Source organism: Azoarcus sp. L1K30 (assembly GCF_018122735.1).
In the GTDB taxonomy this organism is placed as follows: Bacteria; Pseudomonadota; Gammaproteobacteria; order Burkholderiales; family Rhodocyclaceae; genus Parazoarcus.
In genome coordinates this window covers 4,429,510-4,442,274 of the sequence record NZ_JAGRRD010000001.1, presented here as the reverse complement: position 1 = coordinate 4,442,274, position 12,765 = coordinate 4,429,510, and the positions used below count along the sequence as shown (strand labels likewise).

Annotated in this window: 10 protein-coding genes; 5 read left to right on the top strand and 5 right to left on the bottom strand. The window is 64.2% G+C overall.

Going from position 1 to position 12,765, the window contains the following annotated elements:
• Entirely contained in the window at positions 1 to 1,626 is a 1,626-nt protein-coding gene (locus J5J83_RS20470; protein WP_212351815.1) for a hypothetical protein, read from the top strand.
• A 157-nt stretch (positions 1,627 to 1,783) separates the two neighbouring features.
• On the opposite strand, the gene J5J83_RS20465 is transcribed toward J5J83_RS20470, so the two are convergent.
• The 4 genes from J5J83_RS20465 to purM all read right to left on the bottom strand — a co-directional run bounded on the left by J5J83_RS20465 (position 1,784) and on the right by purM (position 7,756).
• Positions 1,784 to 2,272, bottom strand: a complete 489-nt coding sequence (locus tag J5J83_RS20465) for a hypothetical protein (RefSeq protein ID WP_212351813.1) — start codon at positions 2,270 to 2,272, stop codon at positions 1,784 to 1,786.
• Positions 2,273 to 2,295: 23 nt separating this feature from the next.
• Positions 2,296 to 5,373, bottom strand: a complete 3,078-nt coding sequence (locus J5J83_RS20460) for an efflux RND transporter permease subunit (protein ID WP_212351811.1) — start codon at positions 5,371 to 5,373, stop codon at positions 2,296 to 2,298.
• An 11-nt stretch (positions 5,374 to 5,384) separates the two neighbouring features.
• Positions 5,385 to 6,485 carry an efflux RND transporter periplasmic adaptor subunit gene (locus tag J5J83_RS20455; protein WP_212351809.1) on the bottom strand — a complete coding sequence of 367 codons (1,101 nt, stop codon included), beginning with the start codon at positions 6,483 to 6,485 and terminating at the stop codon, positions 5,385 to 5,387.
• 224 nt (positions 6,486 to 6,709) lie between these two features.
• Positions 6,710 to 7,756 carry a phosphoribosylformylglycinamidine cyclo-ligase gene (gene purM, locus J5J83_RS20450; RefSeq protein WP_212351808.1) on the bottom strand — a complete coding sequence of 349 codons (1,047 nt, stop codon included), beginning with the start codon at positions 7,754 to 7,756 and terminating at the stop codon, positions 6,710 to 6,712.
• 139 nt (positions 7,757 to 7,895) lie between these two features.
• Between purM and J5J83_RS20445 the strand changes: the two genes are divergently transcribed.
• The 3 genes from J5J83_RS20445 to J5J83_RS20435 are packed head-to-tail and all read left to right on the top strand — an operon-like array spanning position 7,896 to position 10,365.
• A complete protein-coding gene (locus J5J83_RS20445) occupies positions 7,896 to 8,975 on the top strand; it encodes an AI-2E family transporter (RefSeq protein WP_212351807.1) in 1,080 nt (359 codons plus the stop codon).
• Positions 8,972 to 9,658, top strand: coding sequence for a DnaA regulatory inactivator Hda (gene hda, locus J5J83_RS20440; protein WP_212351806.1), 687 nt, complete (start codon positions 8,972 to 8,974; stop codon positions 9,656 to 9,658). Before J5J83_RS20445 ends, hda begins: the two co-directional genes overlap by 4 nt.
• A 44-nt stretch (positions 9,659 to 9,702) precedes the next feature.
• Complete coding sequence (locus J5J83_RS20435) at positions 9,703 to 10,365, top strand: HAD family hydrolase (RefSeq protein ID WP_212351805.1); 663 nt, start codon at positions 9,703 to 9,705, stop codon at positions 10,363 to 10,365.
• Between the two features lie 4 nt (positions 10,366 to 10,369).
• Here the strand turns inward: J5J83_RS20435 and J5J83_RS20430 are convergent, their stop codons facing one another.
• Entirely contained in the window at positions 10,370 to 11,164 is a 795-nt protein-coding gene (locus J5J83_RS20430; protein WP_212351804.1) for a phosphodiesterase, read from the bottom strand.
• 288 nt (positions 11,165 to 11,452) lie between these two features.
• Here J5J83_RS20430 and J5J83_RS20425 point away from each other — a divergent pair, with 288 nt between their 5' ends.
• A complete protein-coding gene (locus J5J83_RS20425; protein WP_212351802.1) occupies positions 11,453 to 12,754 on the top strand; it encodes an ABC transporter substrate-binding protein in 1,302 nt (433 codons plus the stop codon).
• The last annotated feature ends 11 nt before the right edge of the window (positions 12,755 to 12,765 follow it).

Below are 12,765 nucleotides of genomic sequence, written 5' to 3'. Positions count from 1 at the left end.
ATGCTGAGTGCCGTATATCGCTGGATCGATCGCAACATCCTCGAACTCGGTCGCGAAATGCGGCTGTCCTACCTGCCGCCGCTGATGGTGTACTGCGCCGCCGGCGTCTCCGGACTCACCGGCATCGTCGGCACCTTCTTCATCAAGGATTACCTCGACCTTTCGGCGGCCTTTCTCGCCGCTCTGGGCTTCTGGGCAGGCATCCCATGGGCGCTGAAGATGCCGATCGGCCACCTGGTCGATCTACTGTGGCGCTACAAGAGCGGGCTGGTCTATCTCGGTGCCAGCCTGATCGCGGCCGGGCTGCTAATCATGTGCGGCCTGATCGGCCAGCCGGATGCGATGCGCGCGATCATGCCGGTGGAAGCCTGGTTCGTTCTCTCCGTACTGCTGTCGCCGGTCGGCTACGTCATGCAGGATGCGGTGGCCGATGCGATGACGGTCGAGGCCGTGCCGCGCATCGACGCCGTGGGCAAGCCCATCGCCGTTGGCACGATCCGCCTCATGCACACGACGATGCAGATGCTCGGCCGGGTCGCAATCATCGGTGGCAGCGTGCTGGTGTCGCTCGCCAACGTGGTGATGTTCCAGGGCGCGGAATCCCTGCCCGAAGCCGAGAAGGTGGCAATCTACCTGCGTATCTACGAGATGGCCCTGATCATCCCCCTGCTGTCGGTCAGTGGCGTGATTCTGGCCGGCTTCCTCAAGCGCGCCGAAGCGCGCCGGCTATCGGGCCTGGGCCACAGTCAGGCAGACATCGACCGCCTGGTCCACGACCCGGAGGAAAAGACCCGCGCCAACTGGTGGATCCTGGGTGGAAGCGCGGCCTTCGTTGCGCTGACGCTCGCGGTCGGGCTATCCGGCATCGAGTTCGGCCAGGAGATCATCTTTGTCGGATCTTTCGCGGTCATCGCCATGATGATGGCGCGACTGCTGCGCGAACTGCCCCCGGAAGCGGCGCGGACCCTGCTCGGCACCGCCGTCATCATTTTCGTCTTCCGTGCCATGCCCGGCACCGGTGCCGGCGCCGGTTGGTGGATGATCGACGAACTCGGCTTCGACCAGTCCTTTCTGTCGCGGCTCGATCTGATCACCAGCGCACTGACGCTGGCCGGCCTGTTTCTATTCCGCCGCTTCATGGCCGAGAAATCGATCGCCCAGATCGTGGTGTTCCTCACGCTGGCCGGAACCGTCCTTACGCTGCCGATCATCGGCATGTACCACGGACTTCATGAATGGACCGCCCGCATGACCGGCGGCCTGATCGATGCCCGCTTCATCGCCATTGCCAATACCGCTCTGGAATCGCCCCTGGGACAGGTGGCCATGGTGCCGATGCTGGCCTGGATCGCGAACTCGGCGCCGCAACACCTCAAGGCGACCTTCTTTGCCGTGATGGCCTCCTTCACCAATCTCGCGCTGTCGGCGTCCCAACTCGGCACGAAATACATGAACGAGATCTTCATCATCACGCGCGAGGTCAGGGACGCAGCCAGCGGGGCGGTCAAGGTAGCTGCCGACTACAGCGAACTGGGCATGCTGCTGCTGAGCGTGACGGCGTTGGGGTTCGGCCTGCCACTACTGGCAATCTGGATCGTCAGACGGCTCGGACTGAGAAGTGCCTGATCAAGCGCAACGTCATCCATGCGCCCATCGCCGGGCAAGAACCGCCAACACCAGGTTTGCCCCACGGTGCGCCGTGCTCAATACGCCACAAATGCCGCGTCGGAAGACCGCAACCACGAACGCTGCAGCTTCAATCCTGCGACCGGGAAGGAAGCCGTCAGGCCGACACGCGCACCGTAGATGGCGCCGGCTGCGCGTTCGAGCGCGAGGCGTTGTCGAGATACAACTCAACCGCCGGACGGTTGGCAGAAGACGCCGCATCGGGTTCGCTGCGCGACCTCGCCTCGGCAGTGGTCTCGGCCCGCCCTTCTGTCGCTTCGACCTCACCACGCTCGGACCGGGACGCGCCAGTCGCCGGCCCGGGCGTCGCCACGGCTGACTCGAGCGAGCGCGAAGACTCGGCATTGGCCGGCGGCGCCACCACCTCGACCTGCGCCGCGGCAACAGCCGCATCGGGTGACTGCGCTGCCGCAATCGCCGCCTGCTCCGCAGCACGCCCTTCCGCACTGATGCTCACTTGCGCCGACGCCTGCTCACCCGCTGCACGCGGATCGGAAACGGTCCGGGCCTCGCCCGGAAGCGCCGCCTGTCGCGCAGACTGCACGGCTGACGTATCGACGGCGGAAATCCTTAACGCGGAATCCATGATGCTCTCCAAAATCAGGCGTCTCATGACACCATGCGACCCGAAGGCGAAGACAAAGTTTCCGGCTCACGTTCGCGACGGGCAAGCAGAGTATAGACCGTCGGAACCACGAACAGTGTGAACAAGGTCCCGAGCACCAGTCCGCCCACGATCACCCAGCCGATCTGCTGACGGCTCTCCGCACCGGCGCCCGTGGCCAGCGCCAGCGGGATGGCGCCGAGCACCATCGCCCCGGTGGTCATCAGGATCGGGCGCAGACGCAGCACCGACGCATCGATGATGGCGACGCCGAGCGGCTCGCCGCGTTCGCGCAACTGATTGGCGAACTCCACGATCAGAATGCCATGCTTGGTGATCAGGCCGACCAGGGTCACCAACCCGATCTGGCTATAGACATTGAGCGAGCCCCCGGTCATCCGCAACGCGCCCAGTGCCCCGGCCATCGACAGCGGCACCGTCAGCATGATGATCAGCGGATCGCGGAAACTCTCGAACTGTGCCGCCAGCACCAGGTAAATGAAGGCCAGCGCCAGGACGAAGGTGACCGCCAGGGTGGCCGAACTGCTTTTGAACTCGCGCGACTGTCCGTCGTAGTCGATGGCATAGCCGGGCGGGAGCACACGGGCGCTCGCCGCCTCGACGAAGGCCAGCGCCTCGCCCATCGAATACCCCGGCGCCAGGTTCGCAGTGATGGCGACGGCGCGGCGCTGGCCAAAATGGTTGAGCTCGCGCGGGCTCAGGCCTGCGCTCACGCTCACCAGACCGGACAGCGGCACCATGGCACCAGCCTTGCCACGCACGAAGATATCGCGGATGTCGCGCGGATCGCTGCGGCTGCCTGCGTCCATCTGCACCACGACGTCGTATTGCTCTGCTTCGCGCTTGTAGCGCGTGACCTGGCGGCCGCCGAGCATGGTCTCGAGCGTTCGCCCGACAACATCGATCGACACCCCAAGGTCGGCAGCCCGTTCGCGATCGACCTCCACGCCGAGCTCCGGCTTGGTGAGCTTGAGGTCGGTGTCGGGGGAAACGAAGCCGGGATTGCCCTGCATCTCATCGACGATGCGGTCGGTGTATCGGCCCAGCTCCTCGTACGACGCGGAACTCACCACCACGACGTTGATCGGGCGCGAGCGCGAACTTTGCCCAAAGGCCGCGGGCAGCACCGGAAAGGCATTGATGCCCGGAATGGCCTTGAGCTTCGGTCCCAGCTCACTGGCGATTGCCTGGGCGGAGCGCGTGCGTTCGTTCCAGCCGGTGAAGCCGGCAAACGCGATGCCCTGCGAAATCGTCGGACTGCCAGAGATCACCAGATAGCGATCGACGTCGGCGGTACGGGCAAAGATGTCCTCCACCTGCGAGGCGTAGCGCGCCATGTAGTCCATGGTTGCGCCTTCCGGTCCGTTGAAGATGCTCACCACGCGGCCACGGTCCTCCACCGGCGCCAGTTCCGACTTGAGCTGTCCCAGCAGCCACACCGCCAGCCCAGCCACCAGCGCAAACGCGAGCATGACCACCCAGCGCAGGCCCAGCATGCGTATCAGCCCGCGCCTGTAGGCAGCGCCCAGCGCCTCGAGAAAGCGTTCAATCCACAGGTACAAGGCGCCATGCCTGCGTTCATGGCGCAGCAGCTTCGAACACATCATCGGCGACAGCGTCAGCGCGACGAAACCAGATACCAGCACAGCCCCCGCCAGCGTCAGTGCGAACTCGCCGAACAGCTTGCCGGTACGACCGGTCATGAAGGCCACCGGCGCATAGACCGCGGCCAGAGTGATGGTCATTGCCACCACCGCGAAACCGATCTCCTTTGCGCCCTTGAAGGCGGCCGCCAGCGGCGCCATGCCTTCCTCGATATGGCGATAGATATTCTCCAGCACCACGATGGCATCGTCGACCACCAGGCCGATGGCGAGCACCAGTGCGAGCAGGGTCAAGGTATTGATCGAGAATCCGAGCATGTACATCAACGCAAACGCGCCGACCAGCGACACCGGAATAGTCACCAGCGGGATCAGCATCGCCCGCCAGTTGCGCAGGAAGAACAGGCACACCACGGCGACCAGCAGTACAGCCTCAAGAATCGTCGAAAAAACCGACGCGATCGAACGCTCGATGAACACCGTGGTGTCATTGGCGATGGTCATCGACATGCCTTCTGGCAACTCCGCGAGCAGGCGCGGCAGCATCTCCACCAGCCCTTTCTTCAGGTCGAGCGGATTCGCCGTTGACTGTTTGATCAGCCCCAGCGATATCGCCGGCTTACCCATGAAGCGCACCAGGGTACGCTCGTTGGCAGGCGCCACCTCGACCCGGCCGATATCGCGTATCCGTACCGCGTAAGCGTCGGCCGTCTCCGCCTTGCGTACCACGATCGCGGCAAACTGCTGCGGATCGACGAGGTCGGTACGCGCCACCACGGCGAATTCGCGCGCCTCGCCCTCGATGCGACCGGCGGGAAGCTCGACGTTCTGGCGCCGGATGGCATCTTCGACATCCTGTGCGGTGAGACCATGAGCAGCCAGGCGGTCGCGGTCGAGCCAGATTCGCATCGAGTAGCGTCGCTCACCAAATACGCGTGCGTCGGCCGCGCCGGGAAGGGTCTGCAGCCGGGGCTTGATGATGCGGGTGGCAAAGTCGCTCATTTCCAGCGCCGAGTGGCGATCGGACGAAAATGCCACCCAGATGATCGGACTGGCATCGGCTTCGACCTTGGAAATCACGGGTTCGTCCACATCGTCGGGGAGGCGGCGGCGAACCCGCGACACCCGGTCACGCACATCCGCGGCCGCGCTGTCGGCATTGCGTTCGATGCGAAAACGCACGGTAATCTGGCTGCGCTCCTGGCGGCTGATGGACGACAGCACGTCCACGCCCTCGATGCCGGCCAGCGAATCCTCCAGCGGCTTGGTGACCTGCGACTCGACGATCTCGGCACTCGCCCCGGCATAGGTCGTATCGACCGTGACCACCGGCTCGTCGATGTTCGGATATTCACGCACGCTCAGTTGCGTCCACGACATCAGCCCGACCAACAGCAACAACAGTGACAGCACGGTGGCAAACACCGGGCGGCGGATGCAGATCTCGGAGATCACCATGGCGCGACCGCTCAGCTGCCTGACTTTGCGGTCGCAGCGCCGGCCACCGTCACCGCGGCGCCATCGCGCAACTTGAGCTGACCCGCGGTGACGATGCGATCACCCGCCGAGAGCCCGGCGACAAGCTCCACCATGCCGGCACGACGCGCGCCGGTCTGCACATCCACCCGTCTGGCCTTGCCGGCCTCGATCCGATACACGAACTGCACATTACCCGGCGCCATGACCAGCGCCTCTTCCGGCACAACCAGCACCTGCGGGCGGTCCTGCAGGATCAAGCGCACACGGACGAAGCCGCCCGGACGCAAACTGCCGCCGGTATTGGGCAAACGGGCGCGCAGCTGCACCGCCCGTGCCTGGCTGTCCACCAGCGGATCGATCGCATCCAGCGTCGCCTCGAAACGCTTGCCGGGCAGTACATCGCTGCTCACCTCGAGCACCTGCCCCGGCCGCAATCGATCCAGATAGAGCTCTGGCAGACGGAAGTCGACCTTGAGCGTGGCGATATCCTCGATATTGACCAGCGCCTCGCCATCCTTGATGTAGTCGCCAACACTGACCTTGCGAATCCCGGCAATGCCGTCGAATGGCGCACGAATCCGGGTGCGTTCGAAACGCGCCCGGGCCAGAGCAACCGCGGCACGCGCAGCCTCGAGCTGGGATTGCGCGGTATCGAGACTGCTCCTGCTGACGAACTTGCGCGCAAACAGGTCTTCGGCGCGGCGATGATTGGCCACGGAAAGGTCGAGCGCAGCCTGCGCCTGCTGCAGTTCGGCGCGCTGAACGGCTGCGTCGAGTTCGATCAGCACCGCCCCCTCGCGCACGGCCACGCCGTCACGAAAACCGATCCGCGCGATGCGTCCCGCAATCTCCGGCCGGAGCACCACCGACTCGTTCGACACCAGTGATCCCACCGCGGTGACATCTTCCGCCATCGGCTGAACGGCAACGACCTGCGCCTCGACCACCACCGGGGCAGTTCGCGCCGGCACCGCCGCGGCCACCACCGCCTCGCCGGCCCTGCCTCCGCGCGCCAGATGCCAGCCGACCGCAACCGCCGCCACCAGGCCGACGCTGATCAGGACAAGGACGAACGGGCGGCGAATGGACATGGCGACGACAGCCGAAGTGGAAAACGCGATTCTGTCAGATGGGAACGACCGGCACACCTGCATTGCGTCCGCATCGCCTGGACCGGAATGATCCGCCCCGAACTCAGAACCTCCCGGCACGGCCGAGTTCCTCAGCGCCAAATAACTCCGGGGATGTCGGTGCGGGCACAAAAAAGGCCGGAAGACTATTCCGGCCTGTTGTCGGGCGCGACCGGGTCAGGCGATCAGCCGACGATGGTCTGCGCCTCACCCGCCTTGCGGGCATCGATACGACCAATACGATGCACCGTCTCGCCGGCTGCAAGCAGTTGCGCCGTCACCGCTTCCGCGCGGTCGGCGGCGACCACCACGGCCATGCCGATACCGCAGTTGAACACGCGATACATCTCCTGCATGTCGACATTGCCCGCGGCCTGCAGCCACTGGAACAGCGGCGGCAGCGTCCAGCTCCCGGCATCGATGCGGGCCACCAGTTCGTCGCGCAGAATGCGCGGCACGTTCTCGGTGATGCCGCCCCCGGTAATATGGGCCATACCCTTGACCACGCCCGGCATGGACTGCATCAACGCCAGCAGCGGCTTGACGTACAGGCGCGTGGGCTCCATCACCACATCGCGGAAGGGACGACCGTGAAAGTCGGCATCGAGGTCGGGCTTGGCGACCTCGATAATCTTGCGGATTAGCGAGTAACCGTTGGAATGCGCCCCGCTCGATGCCAGACCGAGCACCACGTCGCCGGGCATGATCTTCGAGCCGTCGATGATGTCTGCCTTCTCGACCGCGCCGACGGCAAAACCGGCCAGATCGTATTCGCCGTCGGGATACATGCTGGGCATTTCGGCCGTCTCGCCGCCTATCAGCGCGCAACCCGACAATTCACAGCCCCGGGCGATGCCCTTGACCACATCGGCAGCGGTATCGACGTCGAGCTTGCCGCAGGCGAAGTAGTCGAGAAAGAACAGTGGTTCAGCCCCCTGCACCAGAATATCGTTCACACTCATGGCCACCAGGTCCTGGCCGACGGTGTCATGCTTGTTCCAGTGAAAAGCCAGCTTGAGTTTGGTTCCGACGCCATCGGTGCCCGACACCAGAACCGGCTCGCGATATTTTTTCGACAGCTCGAACAGCGCGCCGAACCCGCCGATACCGCCGAGCACTTCGGGGCGCATGGTGCGCTTGGCGAAAGGCTTGATCCGGTCGACCAGGGCGTCACCGGCCTCGATGTCGACGCCGGCATCACGATAGGAAAGGGAGGTTTTTTGCGCGCTCAAGATCGTTCCTCTGGCAGTGCGGATGCAGAATTCAGCCGCTGTGGCGACACCCCGAACTTGAGGCAAGCACGCCAAGTGGCTACATTTACGTGTTTCGCAGGCCAACCCGGCCCGCAACTGGCCGACAATTTTACTTGAAATGAACACGCCCCGCGCCGACCGTCTGCAAACTGCCGCCTGGGCTGGCGGCGCGCTTGCCCTGATCGGGCTGTTCTGGGTGCTTTCCCCGATTCTGGCGCCCTTCGTCGTCGCCGCGGTGTTCGCGTATATCTGCGATCCGGCGGTCAATTGGCTGGTGGGCCGCAGGATGCCGCGCGCCGCAGCGGTCCTGCTGGTCATCGTCGGGCTCGGCCTGATCCTCGTTACCCTGACCCTGATCCTGATGCCCATGCTGTACCGCGAGGCGGTGACGCTGCTGCGGCGCCTGCCCGACCTCATCGAGCTGTTCAATCTCAGGATCAGCCCCTTGCTGCAGGCGCGTCTCGGTGTCGACTTGCAGCTCGACTCGGCACAACTGCGGGAATGGATGACCCAGCACTGGGAGAGCGCGCAGGACCTCGTGCCCATCGTCCTTGGACACCTCAAGACCGGCGGCATGGCCGTGGTCGGCGTGCTTGCCAATCTCTTTCTGGTGCCGGTGGTGATGTTCTACCTGCTGCAGGAGTGGCCGCGGATCGTCAATGGCCTGCAGCATGTCGTGCCGCGACCGTGGATCGCCCGCACCATGCACGTCATCGGCGATGTCGATTCGGTACTGTCGGAATTCCTGCGCGGCCAGCTCTCGGTGATGTTGCTGCTCGCGGTGTATTACAGCCTCGGTCTGTGGCTCGCCGGCCTCAAGTTTGCACTCCCGGTCGGCGTCATCACCGGGCTGCTGGTCTTCATTCCCTATGTCGGCTTCGGCGGTGGCCTGATCCTGGCGATTGTGGCAGCGCTGCTTCAGGGTGGGGGCTGGTCGCCGCTGATCGGCGTCGCCGTGGTCTATGGACTGGGGCAATTGCTGGAGAGCTTCCTGCTCACACCGTACCTGGTCGGCGAGCGCATCGGCCTGCATCCACTGGCGGTGATCTTCGCCCTGATGGCGTTCGGCCAGCTGTTCGGCTTCGTCGGCATCCTGGTGGCCCTTCCGGTCAGCGCCGCCCTGCTCGTCGGCCTGCGCGAACTCAGCGCAGCCTGGTTTTCCAGCCGGCTCTATCTCGGCGAGCGTGACGACACATGAAGCAACTGCTTCTCGACATCCGCACCGACACGCCCCCGACGCTGGACAATTTCGTCGTCGGCGCCAACCAGGAGCTCATCGCCAGTCTGTCGCTGCTCGCCTGCGCGCGCGACGCCCTACCGGCGCCGCATCTCTACCTTTGGGGCAGTAGCGGCAAGGGGCGCTCGCATCTGCTGCAGGCCAGCGTTCAGCTCGCGACCGAGCACGGCCGCGCCGCTCACTTTGTCAACGCCGGCGACATCCGCGATACGCTGCCCGAAACCGAAGGTGCCCTGGTCGCGGTGGACGACATCGACCGCTTGCGCCCCGAAGCCCAGATCGCCCTGTTCAACGCATTCAACCGCGCCCGCCTCAATGCCCAGTCGCTGCTGCTGTCGGGCCCGCAGGCGCCGCTTGGGCTCGCCCTGCGCGAAGACCTGCGCACCCGCATCGGGCAAAGCCTGATCTTCGAAGTTCAGCCACTGGACGACGATTCACGCGCCGCCATCCTCGCCATGCTGGCAGAACGCCGAGGCTTGCGGCTAGCGGACGAGGTGGTCGACTTCCTGCTGCGCCACGGTCGCCGCGACCTGCCCAGCCTGCTCGCCGCCTTCAACGCACTCGACGCCGCGTCACTCGAACAAAAGCGCCCGATCACACTCCCCCTGCTGCGGGAACTGATGCAGCAGGGGCTTGCCATCTGAAACCGGCTCTAGAGCCGCAATACGACGCACACCCGGAACCTCACATGGATCTCGTACTCTTCGACCTCGACAATACTCTGCTTGCAGGCGATTCGGACTTTGCCTGGGCGCAATTCCTGATCGGCAAGGGCGTGCTGGACCGTGAAGTGCAGGCGGCGAGGAACGTCGCGTTCTACGAACAGTACAAGGACGGCACGCTGGACATCTTCGAGTTTCTCGATTTTCAGCTGGCGCCGCTGGCCCGCCATCCGCGCGCAGAGCTCGACGCCTGGCACCGCGAGTTCATGACGACGAGCATCATGCCGATGATTTCGACGAAATCGCGTGCTCTGGTCGATGAACACCTGGCGCGTGGCGCACTGGTCGCGGTCGTGACCGCCACGAACAGTTTCGTCACCGGACCGATCGTGCGCGAATTCGGTATCCCGCACCTGATCGCCACCATCCCCGCGCAGGAGAATGGCCAGTTCACCGGCAAGCCACGCGGCACGCCGTCCTTCAAGGCGGGCAAGATCGAGCGCGTCGATGCCTGGCTCGAATCCCTCGGTCTGCATTACGGCAGCTTTGACAGCTCATGGTTCTACAGCGACTCGCACAACGACCTGCCACTGATGCAGCGGGTGCGGCAACCGGTTGCCGTCGACCCCGACGACACCCTGCGTGCGCACGCGGAAAGCCAGGGATGGCCGGTCATCTCGCTGCGCTGAACGCTCAGAATTCAAACGGCCCGGGGAAATCCCTGATATAGCTCGAGTGACTGACCATCGGAACGCCGGGCAGGCACCGATGGAGAGACACACGCCCAGGCTCCAGACAGTAGGCCAGCCGTGCATCGCGGTTCAGATCGAGCGCTATCTGATGTGCCACCGAACTTGCGACATGCACGGGCACTCCGCCCAAAGTTGTTTGAATCGGGCGGTGCACATGTCCGCACACGACGCCCGCCACCGCACCGTGGCTTTGGATGATTTCTCCAAAACGTTCCCGTCCATGCAGCAGCCCGCAACGGTCCATTGCCTCGATGCCGGTGTCGAACGGCGGATGATGCATGAAGACCAGCGCCGGCCCCCCGCTGCGCCCGGCCAAGGCATGCTCGAGCCATTCGAGCCGATCCGCACACAGCGCGCCATAGGCCTTGCCTTCCACGGACGTATCCAGCCCGACGATCCGCAGCCCCGCCCCTTCGATCACGAAGGACGCATGCCCCGGCTCACGCGCGGGCACTTGTAGCGGCAGGCAGTCGCGCATCATCGCCGCCGAATCATGGTTACCGGGAACGGCATACGCCGGCATCTGCAGCGCAGAAAGTAATTCGAGGATACGGGCGTACTCGTCCGCCCCACCATGCTCGGTCAAGTCACCGCTGATCAGCAACACATCGGGACGCGGCACGAGTCGGTTCAGATGTGCAACCGCCCGTTCAAGGCAGAGCAGGGGGTCGACCCTTCCCGCCAGAAAACCGGAATCCCGGCTGATGTGCAGGTCCGAAATCTGTGCAACCAGCATGCGCGCCTCCTTTCGATCGCTTGTCATCGCCGGGCAGGCCAGTCGGCGCTCGACGAAACGATATCGGAACACTTCACGGTGACATCACCATGAAGAATACGGCCACCCGACAAATTTCAACATCAAATCCACATCAATCAACAACTATCAACAAATCGTCACGCTCGCGTAACCCGGCGGACTGAAAGTACGTGGGCCCGGTTTTCGGCGGTCTCCCATGCTCGCGAGACGCTCCCGCCGCAAATGTCGTGCGATCTACCCTCCCATCGCGAAGAAGGATCAACGATCATGAATTCCAGCAACAACGGTATCTCGAGGCGCACTTTCCTTGGCAATACTGCTGCCCTGTCTGTCGCCGGCATGCTTGGCGGCATGCCCCTGATGGCATCCGGAAAGGAACAGGTCAAGCTCAGCTTCATGTATCCAGTCGGCGTGTCCGGCGACATCAACCGCATCGTCTCCGGCATGATCGGCGCCTTCAACGCCGCTCACCCGGACATCCTTGTCGAGGCCATCTACGCAGGCAGCTACGACAATACCGAACAGAAGGTCATGACTTCACTCGGTGTTGGCGACCCTCCGGGCACGTGGCTGCCGATCAACTCCGCGCTGCAGACCTTTCTCAGCATGGATGCGCTCGAGGACGTTACCGCATTGGCAAAGGCCGATGACGTCTATCAGGACTTTCTGCCCGGCTTCCTTGGAACCTGCATTTCGGACGACAAGCTCTACGGCCTGCCCTTCCAGTGCAGCACGCCTGTCCTCTATTTCAACAAGGCCGCGCTGGCCAAAGCCGGCATCAAGTCTGCGCCCAACACCTGGGACGAATTGTTCGCCACGGCCAAGGCGCTGACGCTGCGCCAGGGGCAGGACGTCACCCAGTGGGGCCTCACCATCGGCGGCGGCTGGCACGACTGGATGTTCGAGAGCTACGTGCGCCAGAACGGACTGGTGCCCTGGACCAAGGACAAGGTGATGTTCGACGCCGCCGAATCGGTGGATGCGCTCGAATTCTGGCTGCGCATGGCGCAGGCCGGCGTCATGCCGACCGCATCCACCTGGCAGGGCTCGGCCAACGACTTCATGGCCGGGCGCACCGCCATGCTCTACCACTCCACCGGCTCGATGACCAACCTGCGCAAGTCTTCACCGTTCGAGGTTGGCGTCGCGCCGATGCCTAAGAACAAGACCTTCGGTGCGAGCATGGGTGGCGGGCCGATCCTGATTGCGAAGAATCAGCCCGACGCACACAAGCGCGCATGTTGGACCTTTGCGCGCTGGATGACCAATACCGCCAATCAGTCCATGTGGTGCAAGGAGACCGGCTACCTCGCCGCACGCAAGTCGTCGTGGGAAAGTGCCGAGATGAAGCGTTTCGTTGCCGAGGTACCGGAGGCAAGGATTGCTCTCGACCAGGCGGCTTTCGCCGGCGCCTTCCTGCAGGTGCCGGGCTATCACAAGGTGCGCGAGTACCTGAAGAGCGCGATCGACCGTACCCTGATCGGCGAAATCCGCCCCGACGCGGCTTTGCGTGAGGCGACTGCCAGCTCGAATCGCGAGATTCAGCGCATGTTGCGCCGTCGCGGCTAAGTCGGCGCCCC